Origin of the sequence: Actinoallomurus oryzae (assembly GCF_039541955.1) — a bacterium.
Classification (GTDB): domain Bacteria; phylum Actinomycetota; class Actinomycetes; order Streptosporangiales; family Streptosporangiaceae; genus Actinoallomurus; species Actinoallomurus oryzae.
This window is the reverse complement of the sequence record NZ_BAABHF010000009.1, coordinates 219687-242634: the sequence shown is the minus strand read 5'-3', so window position 1 is coordinate 242634 and position 22948 is coordinate 219687. Positions and strand designations below refer to the sequence as shown.

Genomic DNA, 22948 nt, shown 5'->3' with positions numbered 1-22948 from the left:
ACGAGCCCCGGGAGGATCTTGGTTTAGGAACTCAAGATCCTTTCGAGGCATACTCTTGCGACCATCACGCGAAGTTGGCAAGATGAGAAGTTCCAGATAGTTAGTGGGGGCAAAAGTATGGCGCAAAAGAATAACGATCAACGTCTACTTGACCGCATCCTGGAAGATAAGCGCTCCCGTCTCGCGCCTAGCCAGAGTCTCGAAGAGTTCTTCAATTACTTCGCCGCGAGCATCGCACTGCAAGACCTAGATTTGGACATCGACGAACTGCGAGACGGTATAGTTGACGGCTCGCACGATTGCGGAATCGACGGCATATGGGTACTAGTCGATGATCGCTATGTGTCTGCAGATGTTGAGCGTCATACTACGCTGCGAGCAAAGAAGATCGAGCTAGTAATTCTTCAGGCGAAGACGTCCACTGGCTATCAAGAAACCGCCTTCGAGAAGTTGCACTATCACCTGCCAATCCTGCTCAATATGGGTCGTGACGTTAACGAATTGGCAGCATCAACTAATGCGAAGCTGCTCGAACGAACAGGCAGATTTCTCCACATACTGGAGGCGCTTGCATCCTCATTTCCAGAGGTTCTTATCCGAGTCATTTATGCAACTCGTGCAGCGGATTCGCCGCATCCTAACGTGCGCGCGAAGGGGAATCGCCTTGCGCGCGAGCTAGCCAAAGTATCGTCTGGAACTAAGTGCGTGATCGAATACCTCGGCGCTGCCGAGCTCCGTGAGTTGTCTGCCCGCGGAGCGACGATAGTTGCTGAGCTAGTTTTTATGGACACTCCGATGAGCACATCTCTCGGAGAGGGCTATGTGTGTCTGTCGCGCCTGGACGAGTACTACAAATTCATTACTACGCCGAACGAAGCGCTTAGACTCGAATTGTTCGAGTCTAACGTAAGAGATTACGCCGGTAGAACGTCGGTCAATAGTGCGATCGCAGAAACTCTACAATCTAGTAAACGAGATGACTTCTGGTGGTTCAATAACGGGGTAACGATCGTAGCGGAAGAGGTTCGCATCGCGGGCAAGAAGATTGTGATGAAGGATCCGCAGATCGTTAACGGTCTCCAAACCAGCCATGAGATATACAGCTACTTCCGAGATTCCGGGCAACACCACGACCGTTCTCTTCTTGTAAGAATAATGGTCCCTCCGGCCTCCGGAAGATCGCGCGACGGCATAATCCGAGCAACAAATAGCCAAACGCAGTTGCCACCTGGCGCCCTCCGGGCCACCGAACAGATCCAGAAGGATCTTGAGGAGTCCCTGCAACGGGATGGATATTATTATGAAAGGCGTGCAAACTACTACAGTAACCTTGGCTTCCCGCTCGATCAGGTTGTAAGCATGTCGCGGCTCGCTCGAGAGTTTACCGCCTTCGTACTAGGTGAGCCTCATTCCGCCCTCATGTGTTCGGATAGCCGTCTGTTGGACGACAATCATTACTATAAGATTTTCTCCCGAGATCACGACCTTGACTTGTATCGACTAGTCCTAGACATCCATATCAGAATCAGTGAGTTTTTGGGTTCGTATATGGAGGATACTCCACTCCTTGGCGATACCACAGAGAATTGGCGTTACCATCTCGCCTATATTTCGTCGTTTACGCTCACGCGCCTACGTAAGCCAACCCACAAGGATCTACTGAACATCAACATTGGCCATCTTTCCGATAATTTGCTCGATGGCATGGTAAAGGTGCTCGACAAGGAATACCGTGCATCCATTCGAGGAAGTAGGGCTGAGGGAATCGACAGGATAGCCCGGAGCTCGTCTTTCACTAGCAAGATTCGCCAGGCTGTCATTGCGGTGCGTCGATTCAATATTGTTCGTTAGTGGCTAAGTCCACACGATCCACGTAGGGATCTCGATCGGTGACAGTCCCCTGCCGGCTCAAGGTGCGCTCAGGCTTTGTGGACTGGCTCAAACCTCTCTCGCGCGCTCAAGGACGACCCGTCCTTTGCCGTGGACTACTTCGATGAGGCCTCGGCCGTCGAGTTCGCCGAGTGCCGAGCGGATCGTGTTGCGTGATGCTTGGAACTGGTCGGCGAGTTGCGCCTCGCCGGGTAGTTGCGAGCCTGGCGGGTATTCGCCAGCTTCGATCGCTGCGATGAGTTGGGCGGCGATGCGCCGGTAGCGAGGGGTCTTGTCCGCCTGTTCCGTGGTACGTACGACTCTGCCGACGCCGGGCAGCGTGTCCACCAGACCGTCAGCCTCTAGCTGCTTGAGTGCCTCGCGGGCGGTGCCACGGGCGACGCCGAACTCTGCGGAGACGTTCGCTTCGGAGGGAAACTTGTCACCTGGTGCGAGGTCGCCAGCGCGGATGCGGTCGCGTAGGACAGCGGCGATCTTCAGGTAGACGGCGTCGCTGCTCTTGGGCCTGGCCACGAGTTTCCCTTCGGCGGTGTGAAGAACAGGGTAGAGGGCGGCATGCCCGACCGAGGTGGTGCTGGGCGCCTGTGATGAGATCGGCCCGCGGGCCAGATGCGTAAGCCCGCATCGGTTAACACCCGTGTGTTAACCACCAGGGCGAATCGGCCCTCCTGAGTGATGCTGAACCCGTGAGTTGGGAAGACGACGACACCTCCGAGATGACACCGCTCCGCCGGACGCGTGCCGAGTTCGGGTGGAAGGTGCCTCGCCTCATCGCAGCCCTCCGACGATGCGCTGCGCAGGTCGGCATGGGGCTCGGCAGCGACAAGAGCCTCAAGACCACGATCTCCCGGCACGAGAACGGGCACGTCATCCCGGGTGAGGATTGGCGAAGGCTCTACCGCCTCGCCTACGGCCGCACCGACGAAGAACTCGGTTTCCTCGACGAGGCCCCCACGGGATCGAGCCCGGCTGATGACCTCCGGCAGCACATCGCGACCGCGCGGAGAGTCGACATCGGGCTCGTACGGCAGATGCGGCAACAGGTCCACCACATTCGGCTACTCGACCGGCGCCTCGGCGCTCCATCGCTGCTCGAACAGACCCGTACGGTCATCTCGACACTCACTGATCTGGTGACCTACAGTCTCCAGCCGTCCGTACGAGCGGCGTTGTCGGCGGTCCTATCCGATGCCGGCGCTCTCGCCGCATGGCAGGCGCTCGACGTCGGCGCCGTGCAGCAGGCGTGGGGACACTGCGAGATCGCGAAGGCTGCCGCACGCGAAGCGGACTCGCCGGTACTGCTCGCGCACGCCATGGGCGAGCAGGTTTACGCTCTTCACGATCTCGGGCGGCTCACCGATGCTCTCACCCTCGTACGTGCAGCGAGGGCCCTGGTCGGCCGGGTCGGCCCGCGGCTGTTGCTGTGCTGGCTCGATGCCGTCGAGGCCGAGACACAGGCCGCCCTCGCTGACGAGCAGTGCCGCAGGACGCTTGACCGCTCGGCGGCCCTCCTGCCGGTGGACGCTCATGATCCCGCCCTGCCGTTCATCGCGCTGGACGAGGTCCATCATGCGCGCTGGCGCGGGAACTGCCTCGCCCAGATCGGTGATACCGACGCGATCGACTACCTGGCCGGCGCGCTTGAGCAGATGGACACCACGTTCGTACGGGCTACCGCCGGCCTCCGGTGCGACCTGGCCCAAGCGTTCGCCACCCGGGGCGAGCTGGAGGAGGCAAGGAAACACCTGACCAGCGCGCGTCTACTGGCTAATCAGGTGGGGTCGGTACGGCAGCGGCGGCGTATCGCGAGCATCGGGCTCGCAGCCTAAGCACCAGCCTTTTGGCCGCGCTGGGCGAGCAGGTACAGCAGGCCCACCAGCGAGCCCGAGCCGAGTACCTCACCCTTGCTAATGAGGTCGAAGACCCTGCTCATCGGTACCCACTCGATGCGCGCGGCCTCTTCCAGGTCGGTCGGCTCGCCGACCAGCTCTGCGCCTCGGCCGGTGTAGATCTCGTGGGGGGTGTCGACCATGCCGACCATGGGCTGGAAGCTGAGCACGTGGTCGAGTGGCGCCGGCTGCCAGCCGGTCTCCTCCCGAACCTCACGAGCGGCGGTCGCGGCGCCGTCTTCGCCCTTGTCGATGATCCCGCCGGGCAGTTCCCAGCCCCAGGAGTCGTCTACGAAGCGGTGGCGCCACATCATGAGCACCTCGTCCGCCTCGTTCAGGACGAGGGCGATGGCGACGCGCTGAAGCCGTACGACGTGGTACTCGAACCGGTTGCCGTCCGGCGGTTCGATGTCGACCAGGGTCAGCCGGACCCACGGGTTGTCGTAGATCGTGCGCTCGCCGAAGACCTTGGTCCGCAGCTCTTCCGGGCGCTCGTCAGTGCTCACTCTTGGACCGTACCGGGCTTGTGCTACATGTCCACCGTTGACCCGTCACGGCGTTCGTAGTACCGCCCCGTGTCGCGCCACTTGGCCAGGATCAGCGGGACCTCGGCCGTGCCGCGTGTTTCCTCCTGCTGGAAGCACTCCACCTTCAGCGAGCTGATCTGGTCCTCGGCGGCCGGCTCGGTGCCGACCAGGTCGCACAGCGCCTCATACCGGGCGCGGCTCAGGCCGCGGAAGCCGGGCATCGCCTTCAAGTCGCGTTCGAACTCCTTGCGCTGACGACGCTCCTCCGCCCGGATCGCCGCACCACGTTCGTCGGCCAGCCTCGTGGTGACGATCGTTTCCGCGTCGTAGTCGGGCGCCTGAAAACTCCTGTACTCCAGGCTCAGACACACGTTATCCGGCAGCCGGAGAACACCCACCTCGGCGCACGCCCGCTCGTACCGCTCCCGGGTGAACCCGGCTGGCCCGCGCGTGTCCGCTTCACGCACGCTGTCTCGGGCGCGGTCCATCGCGGCGCGGACGTTGAGGGTCGTCAAGCACGCCGTACGGGCCAGCTCGGGTGTCGGCTGGGCCCAGCCGAACCGCTCGGCCGGCTCGGTGGGGCGCTTGGCCTTGAAGCGGCCCTGGGCGTTCTCAACGATTTCGATGTCGTCCGGGAGTTCTCGATACGGCAGATCCACGAGTATGAAGCGTAGAAGCCTCAGACCTCGGCAAGGCGGGTTTCGTGGGCCCAGATTTCGGCGATCTCAGATCGGAGGTCGCGGTGCCCGTGGTCTGAGAACGGTCCGCCTGAGCAGGATCCTCCGCATCGCGCCGTAACTGCAGTCGAACTTCTCAGCGACTTGGCGGATGCTCCACCCCTGGGCGTACAGGCGGGCGGCGTCGATCTCAAGTTGTTCCCGCTCCGGGTCATGGACGGTCTTCCTGGTCATGGCGTCTCGGACGTCGGCCCAGCGGAAGCGGCGATGCCCACCAGGCGTCTTCACTGCGGTCGGCAGCTTTCCCTCACGAGCCCACGCCGCGAGCTGCGTGACTGAAACGCCGAGCAGGCGTGCCACTTCGTAGGGCTTAAGCAGACGGTCATCAGGGAGGTCGGAAGGGGAGAGAGGCATAGCGCCAACCTGTTCAGCGAAGAGGGGGAATACGACGAGGGGGTTCGTGAGGGGACGCCGCTCACCGGTGAGTCTTCGGCGTCCCCTCACCAGGAGCGCCCACGGGGGGAAGTCCGGGCGATCTCCTGCGCCGCCGCGGTCGCGGTCAGAGGCCGGGGGCGACCGGGCGGACGTTCAAACGATCTGCAACCGAATGAGTGCTTCGCGCTCCTCATCGGTCAGCTTCTCGCCGGTACGGGTGATCACGGCGTGCGCGGTCTTGCCGTGCTCTGAGGGGACGAACCACAGCAGACCCAGTTGGCCGACAATCGGCACACCACGGCCCGACAGCGACAGGTCATCGTCTCCGGGCTGTGTGGTCTGCGGGACGGTGGAGTCTGGGTCGGTGACGTACAGGTGTGTCCACCTCGGACGTACGACCAGCCGGACCGACAGCCGCCCCTCGCCGACCGCGTGGCAGATGGCGTTGGTGACGAGTTCTGAAACGGCCAGCACCACATCGTCAACGTGATCGGCGTCGATCCTGGCGACCTCGACGAGCACACTCTCCGCGTAACTGCGGGCTACCTTGACCGGGTTCGCCGACTCGGCCGGCAACGGCTGCCGGGCGGGGTCCTCCACCGAGCCGAGGACGAGTTTGCCGTCCTGCTCCGCTGCCTGGCCGACGTCCAAGCCGGTACGCGTCTCCGTCACGACGCTCACCCGAGGCAAAGGACCACAGCACGCGCGAGACGCCGCGGTCCTCGTTCGTAGGGGACGGTGACGGGCGAGTCTGATCCCATGGCGTACCTGCTCCCTGTGCCGATTCAGTGGACATGTGGTGCCGCGTTGGAGATAGAACCGGTTGGAAGACAGCGCGCGTAAGCCCGCATGGGTTAACACGCTCGAGTTGACTGATCGGACAAATCGGAGCCCCAGATAGCCCAGGGCCTGCTCGGTGCACCACAACGCTCGTTGACATGAGCGTCATCAGTCTCTCGGAGCAGCACGACGACGAAAGCACACGGGGCTATTCCGAGTCGCACAGCATGACCGGCCGTCCGCTGCACTCCCGCGCCGGATAGCCGCCTCGGCCGTAATCCGAGGCTCACCCAGCTTCCCTTATGAGGCGATCTACGAGATCCCTGATGTTGTTGAGCCAGGCGATGCGGTCGTCGTAGAGAGAAACCATCCCTACGCAGACACGATCAAGCGCAGAACTTATCCGGTAACCCTGCTCGGTAAGGTAATCTTGATTACCTGTTACGAGGGCGACGGCAAGGCGCTCTTTGGTCGGCCACTTCGGGGACGGGAAGCCGTGGTTGTGCTCCCTCGCCCAGCGGACATAGGCGGCCAAGCCGTGTGCGAAATCGACCTCAGTGCCGGTCACATGGACGATACTCATTGTCTCCTCCTAACCTGCTGCTGAGATATGACCGGCTGACAGGGACTCTGCATAAGCTCGCACCGGTTAACGCACCGATGTTGACCCATGGGAAGAGACCGGGCCCGGCCTATGCGGCTGACCGCGCGTGACGTGGGAAGACGCTTAATCGTTACCCATTCGTGTCACTGATCGTCGATGCACACCGATAGGGCAATGGTTTCCAGAAGTCTGGATCGGGCTTCGACCGGCCCGTGGACAGCCATAGTGCGGTGAGAAGCCTCTGCGCATGCTTCAAGGCGGCCCGACAAGCGGGCCGCACGGGCGGCCGAACAGGGGGCGGCCCAAGGGCCGCAGGCATTGGGATCGACGCGGCCTCGCCTGGCAGCCGGCCGCGCGACCCAGCCCGCCCGAAGCTCGCCCCCGCGGGCTCGCCCGGCAGCGGAAGATCGGGCCGCACGAAGATCACAGAATTGGCACAGGTCGGGGCCGCCGACCGGTTCCGATTTGCACGGGCCCTCTCGCGGGGCCTCGCGATGGGCCATCGCGGGCAGGCAGATGCCAGCCCGTCAGCCGACAAGGCTACGAGGCCCCCGCGCAAGTCCGGAACCGTCCAGCCCGCACGAAAGGTGCCGTCGGTTGTCGAGCCAGGAATCGCGGGGGAGCTGGAGGCAGGCCGGCCTAGCTCGACTCTCCCTCCGGGCCGCGCAACCCGAGGTGAATTTCGGCGGCCTCGCGCCGGTCCCCCTCGCTGAGCAGCCGAAGCTGTTCACCTATGCGCTTGAGCTCTTCGCTCATGTGCTTCGCGGCTTGCTCCTTGACCTTCTCGACTACAACCCGCCCCATGGCGTACTCGGGAGTCTCCCTAGGCTCCTTCTCGCCGCGCAGATAGCTAGCCAGACACTCGATGGCAAAGCCAATCGCGATGGTGTCAAGCGCTGTCAACGCCTCGGGATAGCCCAATTCCTCGAACATAGTCCGCACTGCGGGCTCGGTCATGATGTCGACAGTCAGGGCGACACGTGCTCGAAGATGCCGGTCGAGCAGCTGCTTTTGAAGGGCAGCGATCTCGCTGAGCTGGATCGTTTGCGTTGGCTTAAGCTCACTCAACGACTCGGCGTTCATGTCCGGCCCTCTGTACGCGATGAAGCCCGGTGGCGTTCGCGCCAGCTCGCTATCGTGTGTGAGTTGAAGAAGTTTCTCGATCAACTTCTCTGCCGCAGCCCGCGAATGTTTGCGCAGCTCATCCACACTCGTCCTGCGCTTGGTCAGGAAGTGCTGGAAGAACGCGCCGATGATGACTCCGGCGAACCCAGCGCAGGCACTGATCAGGGCAGTTTCCATGACACACCGTTCCTCCAGTGCTCTCGGCTATCGGCCAGCGCCAGATCAACCGCCAGACATAGACTGTGGAGTTACCCAGAGTAACAGACGGTCTTGGGCAGGGTGAGGGCAGAAGGTAGGCGACCAAGCCATTTCCGCTGGCCATAGGGATGCAGGGAAACCCGTTCCTAAAGCGTGTGCCGCAGGTTCGAATCCTACTCGCAGAAATACGCTGAGGGTGATGTCTGCGCAGTTCGGTGGCACGGCGGCCGGCCGGAGCGGCATCGCCGCAGTATTCCGCGGAATCACCGCGCAATCCCCACACGCGTAGCGCCTCTTGGCTGGTGGGTTCGTGGGCACGTCGATCGACGCGTGCAGGATTATCTGGCCGAAGTCAGCAATTCTCCGCTAGCCAGGTCTTCAGGTCGCTCAGCTTCGAGCACACCAAGGTATCGTAGCGCTCCCCGAGGCCTGCCGTTTTGGCCAGGTGGACCCATTGCTTTTCTGTCACTACGACGTCGCAGTAGGGAATGGCCACGGAGAGGGCCATGATGTCAGCGAAGTCGTGCTGAGTCCAGCGATGCTGTTGGTTCCGGTGGCGTAGACGCTTGAAATGATAGACGCAGGCGCGTGTAGGTATGTGCTCAATAAAAGCTTTCGTTGCCGCACGCCCCTTGGTAATCGGTAGGTTGTGAGGATCTAGATTGAATCGCTTACATACGATGTTGATGTCGTCTAGGAGGTCGATAATTTCCCCAGTGGCCACGATGTCGTCTAGATCGGCCCGGCTGGCGGGATGAGTTAGAGAGTCCATAACAGCCTGCTGATCCTCTGCCCACCGCTGTCCACGCCGATGCTGCGTGATGACGTCCAATCCATCCATGCGCATGGACTCTTCGAATCCCGCGAGGGACCACCATTGGTACGTCTTGTCTGGGATCAGTGCAAGGTCATCAAAGAAGGCTCGCGGCACATCCGCCGGCGGCCCATCCGGCGATGAGTCGGTCGCAACCGTCTCAACGAAACGTAGACGTCCAGTTGGGGAAGCGAAGGCGTGATTGACTCCGTAGCCAATTGCGCAGATGTCAGCAAACGGCCTACGTGGCATCGAGGTCAAATGTTCGAGGACAGCGGCCTCCACTTCGAGCCGCTGTAGCGTGTGAATTGGTGCGATCGCAGCGTAGCCGCTCAGGTCACGCATCAGTCCTGCGAGTCGGTGTCGAGATTCCCAGTCCGATCGATGCCACGTTTCGAGGTAGTGACTCGCTGAAAGCGGGCAGACGATCACCTCCCGCGAGATTGATTCGCTCAGAAGGCTAAGGGTTTCCCGTGCGGGGCTATCTCCCTTGGCACGCAAAAGCTCAATCCACTTGTTTTGATCCAGGTAGACGCGAAGCTTCCGGCGCATCCGCCCATCATGCTCGCCAGTAGCGGTGGAGCGCTACCGAAATTTCCTGGGGGCGGCGGTCGGCTCGCGCTGCGGCTGGACTGCCGATGGATCAGGCCCCAGTAAGCAACGTATCCGCAGGTCAGCAGCGTAGTAGTCGCAGTGGACGGCAAGGCCGCAGTATTCTGCATAGTCGCCGCGGAATCTCAAGGTCCCTCAAGCGGATGCGCCCGAGGTGGCGCCGAGACCGCCGTAATACTGCGGCGGTTCTGCGGAGTATTACGGATGATGGTCACGGACAGCCGGGTTACGCCGGTGATCTGCACAGACATCGCGGGCGCTGGGATTTGGCGGATTCTGCGGCGGTTCAAGCGGCCGGACCGAGCGTGACACGCAGGGCACCGGCGAGCGCAGCTACGTTGTCGGGGGATGTCACGTCTCCGACCTTGCCGGATGCACGGCTATGCGCTGTCTGAGCGTGGCACACACCCGACACGTTGAGACCCTGAGGGGGCTAACAGGCGGATAAACGCGGGTTGACCTGGTCCTCTAGGCCGTCTCCTCGAGGCTTTACGTGACTCTGAGCGCTTCGCGCTGCGGCGTGGCGCAACCGTGGGTAGCGCCGGGGTACGCCAGCTGTCCGAGCACAGGAGTCAGCAGGTCAGTGGCATGACGGCCCTTGCGTTCCCAAACCGTGTGCTGTGGGAGTGCAATACGATGTCGGCCGTCCATGAGCCAGTCGGCCAGGTCGTCGCTGAAATGAAAAAGGCGCGCGATCGCCGCACGAGCTGACTCGGCTCTGGACTCGGTATCGGCGTTGAGGCGTTCCAGAGCACGTCGTAGGTCGCCAAGATCCTGGGAGATCTGGAGCGCCCCGGGTTGGGTGGAGGCCACCACGCATTTGCTCGGTTTGATCCCATGAGGTATCAATCTGCGATGGGTATCGATCGAGCACTCCAAGCTGCGGTCACCGGCGTCGATCGGTGCGCTTCCCGTACCCGGCCGGGAAATGCCTGGGACGACCCCGAGCTTGCGGCGAGTCTGAGAAAGGTGCGGAAGGGCCGCTTCACGATGGCCTTGCGCCTGCTCGCCGAGGCCCGCACCGACTTCGAACGGCGGGCGCTTCGGGCGGAGACACTCGCCGCAGCGGCGGCATCGCACGTGGAGGCCCTGGCCGCCCAGACGGACTACGACAACCCAGACGCATGCCTACTGCTGGGTGCAGCCCGAATCAGCAACGCCTGGAAGATCCGAGGAGGCTCTTACGCCAGATATGTCGGATCTGACCGATTCCAACGATTCTGGGCGGAGCTGGAGTTGGCTCGTGAGCCGCTGCAACGCGCCGCGGTGCTGTTTCCCGAGGACCCGGTGCCTTGGAACCATCTGCAGTGGTATGGCCTCGGCATCCAGGTGGGCCGTCAGGAACTGGACCGTATGTGGGCTGAATTGCAGCAACGCGATCCCACCCTGTTTGCTGGACACCAAACCCGAATTCAGGTCATCGCTGGCAAATGGAAGGGATCTCCCCGAGAGGTTGCCGACTTCGCCGCCGAAATCATCGCCCAGGGCGTCACCGGCAACCCTTTGGTGGCGTTAGCAGCCACGGCGCATTTCGAGAACGTCTTCACGGGCAGCGACGAGGCCGGCACCGATGAACAGGCGCGCCAAGCGTTCTGCGTGCCAGAGGTGGCCGAGCAGATCCACCAGGCCGACAAACTGTGGGCCGACCATCCACGCCCTCACCCGTACGACCCGGAGGCACACCACCTGCTCGGCGCGGCGTTCTACTACATCGGGGACTATGCCAGAGCCCGCGATCACCTGGCACACACCGACCGGCGGATCCCGCGCATCCATCCGTGGATGGCGACGTCGGTCTTCCCCGGACTGACCTACCTGCGCGTCCGTAAGAAGGTCGCGCTGTAGACCGTCAGCAGGCTGGGCGCGTGCGGCTACGTCGGCGGCTCCAAACGCGCGTACAGCTACGACCCGTCCTGGGCACGTCAAGGACCATAAGAGCCGCTCTGAATGGCGCTGGAAATGCGCGGACTTGCCAAGGGCAGGGCGCCTGGGGCAGGTATCGATCAGATCTCTACCATCGCGGACATAGCAGTGTCGGCGATTACGGAATTCCCCCAGTGGGGAGGCATACGAGGGAACCTGCACAAACCGTAGCGGAATCGGTCCGCGCGGCTCTCTCCTCCACCCGTGCAGCTGGCCAAGCAAGCCGCTAAACCCCAGCCGGGTCGAATACGGGTCGAAATCGAGGGTGATGGCGACGAACACGCAGGTCAGGTGAGTCGCGCGGCGGTTCTGTAAATCCGTCGGCTTAGCCTACCCAGGTTCGAATCCTGGACCCGCCACCCACCTTGAACCGGCCCCCGACCTGCGACTATGCGGTCTGGGGCCGTTCTGTTTCTTGATCGCTAACAGGCAGCCAGAGGCCGCCGGATGCAGGCGTTTGTCACTGGTCCCGGAATATACGCGGAATACGTTCGGGCGCGTCTTCGCAGGTAGGCACGCGAAAAGCCGAAGGGCCCCGGCGTGAACCGGAGCCCTGACAGGGTATGTGCGATCACTCGCAGAGTGCGTCATCAATCCGCCTGTTCGCGCCGTCTTGTTGGCCCTCGATGCACTTGGCGTAGATCTGGAGCAGGACCTTGACGCTGTGCCCCGCACGCTCGGCGACCTCGGTTGCCGGAACACCGGAGTTCAGCCACAGCGAGACCCCCGCGTGACGCAGGTCGTACGGGCGGCGTGCCAGCGGCGAGGCGACCTGTCCGGGCGTGAGGGCCAGGGCGCGGGTCTGTGCCCACACGTCGCCGTAGGCGGTCGAGCCGACGATGCCGCCTCGTTCGGTCTGGAAGATCCGCCCGTCCTGTGCGGTGCCGAACTCCGTGAGGTGCTCGCGAAGGATCGTCACCAGGACCGGCGGGATGGGGACCGTCCTCACCTCGGTTACGGGTCGGAGCTTGAGGCCGCGTTTCGCGTGGGTGGTCCCCTCGTCGGTGAACCGCGATCCGGACTCGGGCAGGGAGCGTGAGAGCACGAGCTTTCCCCAGCCTGTGGATGGAAGCGTGCAGTCGTCCTTGTGGAGGGCCACCGCCTCAGCGGGACGAAGCGCGGCGTAGTACATGCAGGCGTACAGCGCTCGTAGTCGCCGGCCTCGGCCCCGTATGCCGACGTAGGTGACGGCGGTCAGGCATTCGCGCATCTGCCGCGGGCTGATCACGACCCGCCAGTCCACCTGTTCGGCCAGCTTGGGTGGTGTCCACTTCACCTTGCCGATCGGGTTGCGGTCGAACTCCTCCAGTTCGACGGCGTACTCGAAGGCGTTGTGCAGCACGGCGCGTTTGCGTGCCACGGTGGCGGCTGCCGCTGGCTTGCCGTCCAGACGCTGAGTGAGAGCGTTGAGGGCGGCTCGTACGTTGGCGGGCTTGGCGACGTCCGGCATCTCCAGCGAGGCTTTCTCCAGCCACGTGAGCGCCTCAGCGATGCGGAGAGGCCGCGGACGCTCACGGTCCTGGGGAGCCAGGTAGTACGCCCGCAGCGCTTCACGGAGTGTTTTCGCGTCAGGGGCGTCGGGAGCGTCATCCCGGACGAGCACAGGGGAAACCGTCGCGATGGTTTCTGTGAGGCCGTCGCGGCTGGTGGGTGCGGCATGCGGCCACTTCATGTCGATGTAGGCGACACCGAACTCCAGCCAGGTGCGGACTGGATTTTCCTCCGCCTCCGTCGGGAGCATCGATCGCGGCAGGCCGGAGTCGGTGTCGAACTCTTCGCCGTTCTTGGCCGCTTGTCGCAGGTCGGACAGGAAGTTGTTCGCCTGGGCCGAGCGCTGGAAGGTCTGCGACTTCTCACGCCCGCCGACCGTCCAGCGCACCGTGTAGGAGATGACCTTGGCCGGCTTTCCCGGCTTGGGCTTGGACTTGTTCGGGCGGATCTCCCAGAACTTCACCTTGTACGAGGTGTTCACGCCGCCTCCCGCAGGGTGCCGAGCCAGCGCATCAGCTCACTGCGCCAGATGCGAAGTTCGTTGTTGGGCAGCCGGATCGCTGCGGGAGCCTTCCCGATTTCACGCCACCGGTAGAACGTCCGCTCAGAGACCCCGCCGAGCTCTTCGAGGACCTGGGCGACGGTGAGGAGTTCATCGCGCCTGGTACTCATGCCGCCTCCTGAGTTGCCGAAAGATCCGCGGTCGCTGTGGCTTGGTCGAGTTGGCGGCGCATCTCCAGTCGTTCGGCGATGGCCGCCATGAGTCGTTGTTCGACGGGTGGCACGTCCGGGTGGTCGGGTGGTGCGAGTTCCCAGGCGTAGCGGCCGGGTTCGGTGGGGTGGCCGGTTGCCGAAACACCGGCCTCGGCCAGCCGCGCCAGCACCCAGTTCTTGCGGTCGGCCTTGTGGTCGGCCATGGTCTTGCCCGACCACTTGCGGGAGACGAGGACGCGTCGGCCGGCGTAGCCGAGGTGTTCGCGTCGGTGGGCTTTGCTCTTGCAGTAGCCCGGCGTCAGCCCCGGCTTCGGGTTCTTGGGCTGGATGCCGTAGCGGAGCCAGTTCGCGCAGGTGGGCGAGCACGGCTCATAGCGCAGCGCTTCCAGCAACCGGTCGGCGTGATCGGCCTGCGCGGCAGTCTCCGTCTCGTGGCATTCGGCGATGTCTTTCACCAGGTATTTGGTGATGTAGCCGATGCACCGGTCCGAGTCAGGAGAACCGGCCATGACGCCTTTAGCGTCGATCTGACGGCCGAACCGGCCCACGTGGAGAGGTTCGGCCTCTTCGTCGTCCAGCGCCCTCACTGCGGTCTCCCAGGATGTGAGGGGCTGGTTGGTGTCCGGATCGAGGTAGGCCCGCTGGTGGGGGTCCCAGTACGGCACCCGTGTCCCGTCGTAGACCACCGTGTCCGTCGAGGGCCACCACACCTGTGTGTAGGTGGCAGCCGCGACCTGCCGTAGTTCCGCGCGGGAGATGGTTCCACGTATCGCCATATGCAGGTGCGGGGCCAGGCGGCGTTGTGGTTCGACGGCGGCGAAGTACTGGACGTCATAGCCGACGAACCGCCGCAGGTTCTGTACGAACCGATCCACGAGCTTGGAGAAGTGCAGGGCATCCCGTGCGGCCCGCCGGTAGTCGTAGGTGGCCGGGTCGACCGGAGTGCCGTCCGATTTCACGCGCCCGTAGGAGTCGAGGGTGAGGGTGAGGAACAGGGACGGGCGGAAGGTCTTGCCGTCCGGTGCGGTGTAGACCTTGCCCACCGTCCGGGACGAGACCGGGCGGCGCGGCAGGTCCGGCACGTCCTGACGCCGCTTGGTCGACCGCTTCGGACGGTCCGGTTTCTCAGTGGGGATCTTGCCTACAACGCCGGTCCGGGTGAGTTCAGCGTTGATCTCCCCCAGCAGTTCCCGAAGCTGGGAGGCGTCGTCTTTCTCAGTGGGGATCTTGCCTACAACGCCGGTCCGGGTGAGTTCAGCGTTGATCTCCCCCAGCAGTTCCCGAAGCTGGGAGGCGTCGTCGCCCGCGGCTTCGGTCTGTTCGGCCTGGTGCTGGACCTCGGCGCGCTTTTCCATCCAAAAGCGCTGTTCTTCGTCCGGGTGGGCGCGGACGATGACGGGCTCTTCCTCCAGGTGCCAGCCCTCCCGGCATTGGGTCGCCCGAAGCTTGCGCTTCCGTTCCGCGCACGGCGGGCACACCGACGCCAGGGTGTGCCCGCACGGCATGTTGATGATCTGGCTCTCACCGGTCGTCAGGTCCGTGCGGCGCATCGCGACGGGGCGGATACAAACCCCGTGGTCGATGGCGACGGCTTTGACGAGGTCCCGCGCGAGTGGCGGACGGACCTTGCCCGGCGCGGACGAGGACCAGGACGATGCGGACGGGTTGGTCTGGTCGGTCACATGTCCTCCACAGAGTCGGTGACGAGGGCTCGTGTGGCGTCGCCGCATTCGGCGCAGACGGTGCCGACACCGTCGAAGGCCAGCAGCGCGTCGGACGTCTTACAGGCCGGGCAGGTCAGGCGTGTCACCCACGGCGCGGGCAGCACCGCCGGCCATGCAGCAGCGGGAGTCGGTGTGTGATCGGTCATCAGGCCGCCTCGGACAAGTAGGCGGCCATGGCGGCGATGTCGGCATCGGAGACCCAGCCCGCGCGGACCCGGACGGGATCCGGGGAGTCCTCCAGCCGGATGTAGCCCACCCCCGCGCCGACTTCGGGGAGGGGTGAGATCTGGTCGGCCAGCGCACCTCGGTCGTAGGCCCCGTCGCCGAGGACCATGTCGACCTGTTCGGACTCATCCAGGCGCAGCGCGATCCGGGTCGGGAACAGGTTCCGGATGTTGATGACGTCCTTACGCGGATCCTGCAACGCGCCGACGACGCAGACGCCGACCGACCGGCCCTGACTGGTCAGGGTCGACAGTGCTGCCAAGGCCCGGCGTTTTAGGTCCCGGTCGGGTGAGTAGGCGGTGAGGAAGGCCAGTTCATCGACCATGACGACGATGAACGGGTCCGCCACGGTGGGGATGAACGTCCGGGTGACCCCGCCGAAGCGTGCGGCGCGTTTGGACATCTCATCAACGGCGTCTTCGAGCAGGTCGACCATGCCGCCGCTCGTGTCGTCGCTGTAGCGGTTGAAGATGCCCCGCCCGAACGCCAGTTCCATGCGCTTGGGGTCGATCCCCCACACCTGCACGAGGCCCGCGCGGATGGCGGGAAGCATCGCCCGGACCAGGCTCCACAGCACCGATCCCTTGCCGGCCCCCGTCGCCCCTGCGATCAGCAGATGGGTACCGAGGAGGCGCACCAGCCACGGGGAGGAGTCCTCACGCCGCCCGACCGGCAACCGAGACAGATCCACCTGACTGGCAGGAAGCGCCGTGACCGACACCGGCTTGCTGAGTGCGTCGTCGCGGACGAGCTCCAGCCAGATGTGTCCGGGCCAGTCCTGCCCCGCACGGCCACGACCCCGCCAACGACGCGCAGGCCGCTTAGCGGTCCGGATCCGGCAGATGGCGGCCTCGAAGCCATGGGCGAGGTTCTCGACGTGGTCATGCCAGATCGACGGTGGTTGGCCGGACAGCATCTTGACCAGGACCCGGTCGGTGGTCTTGGTGACCTCCACCCGCACGATCGTGGGCAGGTACTCCCGCGCGTTGCGGTAGAAGGCCAGGCCGGACATGACCATGACGGGTCGCCAGTTCCGCCGGTACACGGTCAGGTACCGCCAGCGGGCACGAGCCGGCCGCAGCACCAGGGACAGGAACGTGGGCCAGCCGAACCACGCCCAGCACCCCAGCCCAAGGGACACCCAGCCCGCCAGCAGCGTCAGGAGCTGCCAGCCGCCAAGGTAGGTCAGCCAGCCCAACCCGGCGACCGTGAGCGTGGTGGGCCAATGACGCACCAGGACCAGGACCAGGCCGACGAGACCGCGCACCAGGTTGACCAGCAGGACCAGGACCGGAGGCATGTGCCAGACCGGCGGAGCCCACTTAGGCGACTCAAACGGATCCGAAGTCGCCGGAACCATCACGTTGTCCGACGGAGCCGAGCGACGAAACTCCCACCCCATCAGCGACCACCCCCACGGGGACGGGCCAGCCGCAGAGCCAGCCGCTTGGGGAACAGCACGGTTTGGGCCTGGCAGGCGCCAGGGCATTTGTCGCGGGTCGAGGTGTCGGGGAGGGTTGCGCGGCAGACCGTGCAGCGGCGCCGCGTCTTTCGGGTAGACATGGGTGAGGTCTCCTCAGGTAGTGCATGCATGGGGGTAGGCCGATAAGGGGCGGCCGGGAAGGTGAGAGCTTCCGGCCGCCCCGCTTGCCGTTACACGTCTTGGTCGGTTTGATCGGCCTGCTCGGCGTAGAGGCGGTCGAGTTCCCTGATGTAGGCGCTGACCGCCGCCATCAAACGACTGGCCGCCGCAATGTCACACCAGTCGACCGCGCAGGGAATATCGGGGTGGAGACGGATCTTGACGCGGCCGACCCGCATGATGAGCGCCGGTCCTCCGCTCACCTCGGCGACCTCGAACGCGGTTTCCTCATCGGGCCACATCGCGACCTCGACGTATGGGTCGCCACCAGAGAAGGTGACCGATACCGACGATTCCACGCTGGTCATGCCGCCCTCCCCCCAACACCGCTGTCGTGGTACAGCCGGGTGATCTCGGCGAGGTAGGTGTTCGCCGCCTCGGCCAGGTCCCGGGCGAAGCTCAGATCCGCCTCACCGATCACCGACCGTTCGGGCGGACTCACGGTGACCGAGACGTCGGCGTGACTGACCGTCAGAATCGGAGGGTGATCGGCGTAGGCCGAGCAGTAGACATGCGCGTCGTCGTCCGGGTGAACCGACACCGACACATCGCGCTGCCTACCGGACTGCATGTAGACCGTGACCTGCGTCGGTACCCTCACGCCGCCCTCCCCACCGAACCGCCGTTGCGGTAGAGCCGCTCGACCTCCACGGCGTAGGCCGCCGCCTGTTCGGCCAGGGACCGGGCGAACTCCACGTGCTCGGCCCGCAGCCGCTCCGGCAGCGTGAGCGAGACCAGCACCCGACCGGCGTTGAGCGTGAACACCGGAGTACGACGGGTGTAAGCCCGGAACTCCGCACCCGATCGCGACTCGATCGGCAGGGACAGCGCCGACATCCGACCGCCGGCCATCACGCAGCCGCCTTACCGGACGAGCCGCCCTGACCAGCAGGCGCAGCCTGAGCCTTGCCGCCCTTGGGGGCGACGATCGCCGTCGCCCGGAACGAGTAGGCCATCCGGCCCTTGTCGTTCGCGTACGGGGTCACCATCAGGTCTTCGAACTCCACCGGCGCGAACATGTCCCCCGACGGGGGAACCGGCTGAACGTCGGCGAGGATCTTGACCGCGACCTCACGAGAGCGGCCCTCCAGCTCCGGGTCAAGATCGATGACCCGGCAGGACCACACCCGCTGACCGGTGACCTTGTCCTTGGCCGGAGACCGCCGCCCCGTCCGCTCGTCGTAATCCTGAGCCTCGGTGATCGACCCCGGCACCAGCGCACAGCCGGCCGGGAACACCTCACCCATCGAGACCTTGAACCGCGTGCCGCCCGAAAGCGCCATGTGACACCACCTCCATCGAGTTGATCTGACTACTCAACAACTTGACTTGTCGAGCTACATCGAAAGTATGCCCGTCATCGACGACTTGACAAGTCGAGTTGTGATGGAAGTGCTGTGACCTAGGTCACATCAGAGGACGTAGCTGTCCGTCAGCTCGTGAAGGTCACCGGGAAGGACCAGCTCAGCCACCAACACCGCACGGTTGGCCGTGTCGAACACGGTCGAGATCACCCCGAGAACCGGCGCAGACTCGGTAATGCCCAGTTGCTTCGCCTCTTCGGCCGTGGGCCGGCGGGCAGTGAGGCGTTCGGAGACGTGCCCGAACCGGCGGCCGGTCGCGGACTGCACGAGCTGACGGACACTCGCGGTCAACGGCGCGTCCTGGTCCAGCCCCGCCGCCTCGGCCAGCTCGACGGGCAGCCACAAGGACACCAGCTCATACGGCGCATCGTCAGCGATCGTCAGCCGTCGCCGCAGCACCAGAGGCGCCGCCTCGGCCAGGCCCAACAGACCCGCGATAGCCGCAGGAGCTGCACAGCGCTCGACCGTGGTGGTCCAGCCGATCTCGTCAGCCTCGGCGCGATCCAGCACCGACCGCACCGGCCGTGGGGCATCCTCGGGCTGGGCCGGGGTGGCTTTGACGAAGGAACCGCGGCCGTGTTCGCGATCGATCTCCCCACGCAGCTTCAGCGCCTCCAGCGCCCGCACCACCGTAGGGCGGGAGACCCCGAACTCCTTGACCAGCTTCGATTCCGAGGGCAGCAGTGAACCGGGCGGGTAGGTGCCATCGGCGATACGCCGGCGGATGGCCGCAACGATCTGCGCGTACTTCGGCGGCTCGAACCCCGCACCATCATCGACCATGACGACCACCCAACAACTCGACAGGTCAACCAGCGTCGCACGAGCACTGCAGTCCTGTCACGACAACCCCCCACATCAGCACTCGGCCTCATCGCTCGCGGCGGCTGCGGTCCCTCAGCGCTGTCTGCTTCAGCAAGATTCGGCGCATCTGGCCGTAGCTGACACCGAACTCTTCCGCGACCCGACGGATCGACCAGCCCTGGTCGTACAGCCGGGCCGCGTCCTGCTCGAACTGCCGCCGCTCGGTGGTGTTGGCGGTCCGCAGGGCCAGGACCTCACCACGGCGGTAACGGCGATGACCACCGGGGGTGTGAACGGCAGGCTTGATCAGCCCATCCCGCGCCCAATGAGCAAGCGTGGAGGTCCGTACGCCCAGCAACACCGCCGCCTCCCGCGGCGTGAGCAGATCATCGAAGTCAGAACCGGGAGATGACATAGGGGAGCCAATCCAGCAGGACGTCAGAGGTGCGGAAGTAAGGGCGGCGGGTTGTTAGAAGCGCCGACCGTGGGTGCGAGTGCTGTAGTGCAGTTCGGCTTGGCGCATGCGGGTGATCAGCGCGTCGGGGGTTGGTTCGTCCAGCACGAGGGGAACCGGCGCGAAGTAACTGAAGGCCGTGAACGTCCGATGCCAGGTCGACCACATCACCAGCCACCCGCGGTGGACCGCCTGAATCCGCCGCGCCTGAGCGGAACGGGCGTGGTCAGCCGGACCACAGTGGAGCGGTACCGCCGGAGCCGGATGCGAACGCCGGACCGAGGCCACTGGCGCGGACCGGCTGCGCAGACGTCCCAGCGCCATTACGCCTCATCACGCGCAGCACCCAGCCGCGCCTTGACGTCTTCGGCAAGCTGGGCAGCCGCGCCCGCCGGGTCTTCGATCGGGTGCCGGTCTTCCGGCTTCCCCCACTCGAAGAACTCACCCGCGACATCGAGCGTGACGTACAGCGAGGACATGCCCTTGACCCAGATGACCACCGCCGGCCGCGCATCGCTCAGCCCGATGTTCAGCCCCAGCTTCGCCAGCTCCCGGCACAACAACGCAACTGCCTGATACTCCTCGTCACGGTCGAACACGACGCCACAACTCCAATCGCTCCTCGGAATTGGAAGCGGGACCGACGACGGAGATAGGGGATTCCGCAGGGGGTCAAACGGAGGCCATCGCCGGTCCCGCAGCTTTGATCAGGCCGCAGACCGATTCAGGCCCGAGCCCGCACAGAACGAGCAGGTTTCGCGGGTACGCGTCTGGGCCACCGGCTCACCAGGCCGCGCGAGGACCAGACCGCGACGAGGTGTTACGTACTTCCAGCGACGCCCATTGCAGGAGACACACGCATCGCCGCAAGGGATCTCTCGCTGATCCATAAAGGCCCGACTCCTCTGCCCGAGACTGAACGTGTCAGAGGACGTTAGAAGCAGATCGGGCCGACAACCCGAACTCTCAGTTCGGGTGACCTACAGGCTCGGGTTACTAAGCAGCGACAACGCCGATGCGCTTAGCCAAGGCGCGTACCTGCGGAGCTAGAGACGGACGAGCGCGCTTCAGCAGGCCACGGACGAGATCACGAGCGAGAAGGTTGTACCGCATGTCTTCCGGCCCACTGCCTTCTGCGCTCATGAGGTGAAGCAACACCGCGGCGTCGTCCCGACGCTGGTCATTCAGGCGAGCCAACTCCAGGTAGAACGTCGTCTGACGTTCGAGCGACGGGGAACGGGTCACGTCGATCCGGTCCGCGATACTCAGCCCCTCGCCCGTCTCGCCCGACTCCATCTCGACGCTCATCGCGTGAAGGTGCACGTTGGTCGGCCCGAAGACGGTCCACATCACGTTGCCCTCACCGGCAGCATTCGCAGCCGGCAACGCATGTTCACGAAGCCGGTCCCGTGCAGTCCATCCATCGCCCTGCCGCACCGATGCGACGACCGCGACGAGCCACAAGGCCCCGTACATCGCGACCCAGTCGCCACCCTCATCAAGCCGCGGCTTGAGGTCCTCGGCCGCGCGGATGGCAGTGTCCTCGGCCGCCTCCGCCTCATCTTGCGCCAGGAGGATGTGACCGAGGTTCCAGTGAGCCGCGGCCAGCCGTAGCGGGTCATCTGCTTCATGGGCAGCAGCGATGCCACGATCGGCAGCGAGCAACGACAGGTCCGTACGACCGATGCGCTTAGCGAACGTGCGCAGAAGGAAGTACATATCCGTCCCGAGCCGCGCAGCCTCCCGGCGCTCCGCAGCCTCTCCAGGAGCGCGAAAGGCTCGGGTCGCCTGCTGTATGTCGGTGATCAGGTCCGGCAGGACCGCCGCTCCCTCTGTGTAGCGGTTCGGCGAGCACTGCCAAATGTCCCAAGCCGCATCAACCCGTCCCCGCAGCTCCTCGAGATCGACAGGCGCGCCCGAAGCGCCGTACGACATCATCGCGCGATGCACCTCGGACGCGACCGGATGCACCGTCCCGTCCTGCTCGAACTCCGGTTCCCCCAGCAAGTCCGAGACCCGCACGCGGAGGATGCGCGCGAACTGGTGCAGCAGCGTGATCGTCGGAGTCTTCAACCCACGCTCGATCTGGGACAGGTAGTCCTCAGTCACACCAGCAAGACCAGCGACGGCAGCCTGAGTCTTGCCACGACCCTGCCGGTAGAAGCGCAGCCTCTCACCGATCCGAATCTCATCCGATGCGCTCACGCATGCTCCCTAGGAGAACGGGAATCAGGGCGGTCAGCCTCAGCGTAAGCAGTCAGCGAACCGTATGACAGCCTGACTCAGAGTGCCGGACGAGGTGGAGGGGCGTCCCAGTGACGACGAACAAGCTCATCTTGTGGGACATCGACCACACGCTGATCGAAACCGGCGGAGTCGGCAGCGAAGTCTTCCGCGACGCGTTCGAGCAGGTGACCGGTCGCAAGATCGAGAAGCTGGCCGACGTCACCGGCCGAACGGAACCGATCATCTTCCGCGAAACACTGGCGATGTATCGCATCGAGGACCCCGGCGACTACTTCCCCAAATTCATCCAGGCCCAGGCCGAGGGATACCGAAGCCGAGCAGAGGAGATGCGACGTCGCGGTCGAGTCCTGCCAGGAGCCCGCGAAGCACTCGAAAGCCTCGCAGCGATCCCCGATATCCACCAGACGATCTTGACCGGCAATCCGCGCGCCTCTGCGGAGGCAAAACTAAGCATCTTCGACTTGGCCACGTGGTTGAACGGCGACACTGGCGCGTACGGCGATGACGACGCAGTACGCGCCAACCTCATAGGCATCGCCAGGCAGCGAGCGCGTGAGCAGACGGGGATCACATTCACCGAAAAGACAACCGTCATCATTGGCGACAGCCCGAGCGACGTCGAAGCCGCCCTGAAAGGCGGCGCACAAGTAATCGCCGTTGCCTCCGGCAGCACGACCGTAAAAGAACTCAAGTCCGCCGGAGCGGCCACCGTTGTAGACGATCTTGCCGATACTGCTGCAATCAGGAGAGTGGTGGTCGATTTCTAACATCCACGGGTGTCGCCGCTTGACAGATAAAAGCGCTTCGTG

26 protein-coding genes are annotated in these 22948 nt (G+C 64.3%); 4 read left to right on the top strand and 22 right to left on the bottom strand.

Annotated features, from left to right (window positions below):
• Positions 1 to 117 precede the first annotated feature (117 nt).
• On the top strand, positions 118 to 1851 hold the full coding sequence (locus ABEA10_RS02865) for an AIPR family protein (protein WP_345456952.1): 1734 nt from the start codon (positions 118 to 120) through the stop codon (positions 1849 to 1851).
• 87 nt (positions 1852 to 1938) lie between these two features.
• Here the strand turns inward: ABEA10_RS02865 and ABEA10_RS02860 are convergent, their stop codons facing one another.
• Positions 1939 to 2403 carry a GntR family transcriptional regulator gene (locus ABEA10_RS02860; RefSeq protein ID WP_345456949.1) on the bottom strand — a complete coding sequence of 155 codons (465 nt, stop codon included), beginning with the start codon at positions 2401 to 2403 and terminating at the stop codon, positions 1939 to 1941.
• A 173-nt stretch (positions 2404 to 2576) separates the two neighbouring features.
• Between ABEA10_RS02860 and ABEA10_RS02855 the strand changes: the two genes are divergently transcribed.
• Positions 2577 to 3719, top strand: a complete 1143-nt coding sequence (locus ABEA10_RS02855; protein WP_345456946.1) for an NsdA family TPR-like regulatory protein — start codon at positions 2577 to 2579, stop codon at positions 3717 to 3719.
• On the opposite strand, the gene ABEA10_RS02850 is transcribed toward ABEA10_RS02855, so the two are convergent.
• The 7 genes from ABEA10_RS02850 to ABEA10_RS02825 form a co-directional block, all read right to left on the bottom strand.
• Entirely contained in the window at positions 3716 to 4285 is a 570-nt protein-coding gene (locus tag ABEA10_RS02850; protein WP_345456943.1) for an NUDIX hydrolase, read from the bottom strand. The two genes, ABEA10_RS02855 and ABEA10_RS02850, sit on opposite strands and share 4 nt — an antisense overlap.
• Positions 4286 to 4308: 23 nt before the next feature.
• The gene (locus ABEA10_RS02845; RefSeq protein ID WP_345456940.1) at positions 4309 to 4965 is read right to left on the bottom strand and encodes a hypothetical protein; all 657 of its coding nucleotides are present in this window, start codon (positions 4963 to 4965) and stop codon (positions 4309 to 4311) included.
• Positions 4966 to 5031: 66 nt separating this feature from the next.
• Positions 5032 to 5397 (bottom strand): MerR family DNA-binding transcriptional regulator, encoded by a 366-nt coding sequence (locus ABEA10_RS50975; RefSeq protein WP_425550855.1) that lies wholly within the window; start codon positions 5395 to 5397, stop codon positions 5032 to 5034.
• Positions 5398 to 5571: 174 nt separating this feature from the next.
• Positions 5572 to 6069, bottom strand: coding sequence for an ATP-binding protein (locus ABEA10_RS02840; RefSeq protein ID WP_345456937.1), 498 nt, complete (start codon positions 6067 to 6069; stop codon positions 5572 to 5574).
• Between the two features lie 415 nt (positions 6070 to 6484).
• On the bottom strand, positions 6485 to 6781 hold the full coding sequence (locus tag ABEA10_RS02835; protein ID WP_345456934.1) for a hypothetical protein: 297 nt from the start codon (positions 6779 to 6781) through the stop codon (positions 6485 to 6487).
• 660 nt (positions 6782 to 7441) lie between these two features.
• The gene (locus ABEA10_RS02830) at positions 7442 to 8104 is read right to left on the bottom strand and encodes a hypothetical protein (protein WP_345456931.1); all 663 of its coding nucleotides are present in this window, start codon (positions 8102 to 8104) and stop codon (positions 7442 to 7444) included.
• A gap of 373 nt (positions 8105 to 8477) precedes the next feature.
• Positions 8478 to 9491: a hypothetical protein gene (locus ABEA10_RS02825; RefSeq protein WP_345456928.1), complete on the bottom strand. Its 1014-nt coding sequence runs from the start codon at positions 9489 to 9491 to the stop codon at positions 8478 to 8480.
• A 915-nt stretch (positions 9492 to 10406) separates the two neighbouring features.
• On the opposite strand from ABEA10_RS02825, the gene ABEA10_RS02820 reads away from it, so the two are divergent.
• Positions 10407 to 11396 (top strand): hypothetical protein, encoded by a 990-nt coding sequence (locus ABEA10_RS02820; RefSeq protein ID WP_345456925.1) that lies wholly within the window; start codon positions 10407 to 10409, stop codon positions 11394 to 11396.
• A 649-nt stretch (positions 11397 to 12045) separates the two neighbouring features.
• Here ABEA10_RS02820 and ABEA10_RS02815 read toward each other — a convergent pair.
• The 14 genes from ABEA10_RS02815 to ABEA10_RS02750 all read right to left on the bottom strand — a co-directional run bounded on the left by ABEA10_RS02815 (position 12046) and on the right by ABEA10_RS02750 (position 22097).
• The gene (locus ABEA10_RS02815; RefSeq protein ID WP_345456922.1) at positions 12046 to 13446 is read right to left on the bottom strand and encodes a tyrosine-type recombinase/integrase; all 1401 of its coding nucleotides are present in this window, start codon (positions 13444 to 13446) and stop codon (positions 12046 to 12048) included.
• The gene (locus tag ABEA10_RS02810) at positions 13443 to 13637 is read right to left on the bottom strand and encodes a helix-turn-helix transcriptional regulator (RefSeq protein ID WP_345456919.1); all 195 of its coding nucleotides are present in this window, start codon (positions 13635 to 13637) and stop codon (positions 13443 to 13445) included. Before ABEA10_RS02810 ends, ABEA10_RS02815 begins: the two co-directional genes overlap by 4 nt.
• Positions 13634 to 15361, bottom strand: a complete 1728-nt coding sequence (locus ABEA10_RS02805; protein WP_345456916.1) for a replication initiator — start codon at positions 15359 to 15361, stop codon at positions 13634 to 13636. Before ABEA10_RS02805 ends, ABEA10_RS02810 begins: the two co-directional genes overlap by 4 nt.
• Complete coding sequence (locus ABEA10_RS02800) at positions 15358 to 15549, bottom strand: hypothetical protein (protein WP_345456913.1); 192 nt, start codon at positions 15547 to 15549, stop codon at positions 15358 to 15360. The genes ABEA10_RS02805 and ABEA10_RS02800 overlap by 4 nt, the downstream gene beginning before the upstream one ends.
• The gene (locus tag ABEA10_RS02795; protein WP_345456910.1) at positions 15549 to 16928 is read right to left on the bottom strand and encodes an FtsK/SpoIIIE domain-containing protein; all 1380 of its coding nucleotides are present in this window, start codon (positions 16926 to 16928) and stop codon (positions 15549 to 15551) included. Before ABEA10_RS02795 ends, ABEA10_RS02800 begins: the two co-directional genes overlap by 1 nt.
• A 353-nt stretch (positions 16929 to 17281) precedes the next feature.
• Positions 17282 to 17578 carry a hypothetical protein gene (locus ABEA10_RS02790; protein ID WP_345456907.1) on the bottom strand — a complete coding sequence of 99 codons (297 nt, stop codon included), beginning with the start codon at positions 17576 to 17578 and terminating at the stop codon, positions 17282 to 17284.
• Complete coding sequence (locus ABEA10_RS02785; protein ID WP_345456904.1) at positions 17575 to 17871, bottom strand: hypothetical protein; 297 nt, start codon at positions 17869 to 17871, stop codon at positions 17575 to 17577. Before ABEA10_RS02785 ends, ABEA10_RS02790 begins: the two co-directional genes overlap by 4 nt.
• Complete coding sequence (locus ABEA10_RS02780) at positions 17868 to 18125, bottom strand: hypothetical protein (protein ID WP_345456901.1); 258 nt, start codon at positions 18123 to 18125, stop codon at positions 17868 to 17870. The genes ABEA10_RS02785 and ABEA10_RS02780 overlap by 4 nt, the downstream gene beginning before the upstream one ends.
• On the bottom strand, positions 18122 to 18553 hold the full coding sequence (locus tag ABEA10_RS02775; protein WP_345456898.1) for a plasmid replication, integration and excision activator: 432 nt from the start codon (positions 18551 to 18553) through the stop codon (positions 18122 to 18124). The genes ABEA10_RS02780 and ABEA10_RS02775 overlap by 4 nt, the downstream gene beginning before the upstream one ends.
• Positions 18554 to 18682: 129 nt before the next feature.
• Entirely contained in the window at positions 18683 to 19417 is a 735-nt protein-coding gene (locus ABEA10_RS02770) for a GntR family transcriptional regulator (RefSeq protein ID WP_345458054.1), read from the bottom strand.
• A gap of 88 nt (positions 19418 to 19505) precedes the next feature.
• Positions 19506 to 19853: a MerR family DNA-binding transcriptional regulator gene (locus tag ABEA10_RS02765; protein WP_345456895.1), complete on the bottom strand. Its 348-nt coding sequence runs from the start codon at positions 19851 to 19853 to the stop codon at positions 19506 to 19508.
• Positions 19854 to 19907: 54 nt separating this feature from the next.
• The gene (locus tag ABEA10_RS02760; protein WP_345456892.1) at positions 19908 to 20060 is read right to left on the bottom strand and encodes a hypothetical protein; all 153 of its coding nucleotides are present in this window, start codon (positions 20058 to 20060) and stop codon (positions 19908 to 19910) included.
• A gap of 155 nt (positions 20061 to 20215) precedes the next feature.
• Complete coding sequence (locus tag ABEA10_RS02755; RefSeq protein WP_345456889.1) at positions 20216 to 20491, bottom strand: hypothetical protein; 276 nt, start codon at positions 20489 to 20491, stop codon at positions 20216 to 20218.
• Positions 20492 to 20888: 397 nt separating this feature from the next.
• Positions 20889 to 22097, bottom strand: coding sequence for a helix-turn-helix domain-containing protein (locus ABEA10_RS02750; RefSeq protein WP_345456886.1), 1209 nt, complete (start codon positions 22095 to 22097; stop codon positions 20889 to 20891).
• A gap of 110 nt (positions 22098 to 22207) precedes the next feature.
• On the opposite strand from ABEA10_RS02750, the gene ABEA10_RS02745 reads away from it, so the two are divergent.
• Positions 22208 to 22906 (top strand): HAD family hydrolase, encoded by a 699-nt coding sequence (locus ABEA10_RS02745; protein ID WP_345456883.1) that lies wholly within the window; start codon positions 22208 to 22210, stop codon positions 22904 to 22906.
• Positions 22907 to 22948 lie beyond the last annotated feature (42 nt).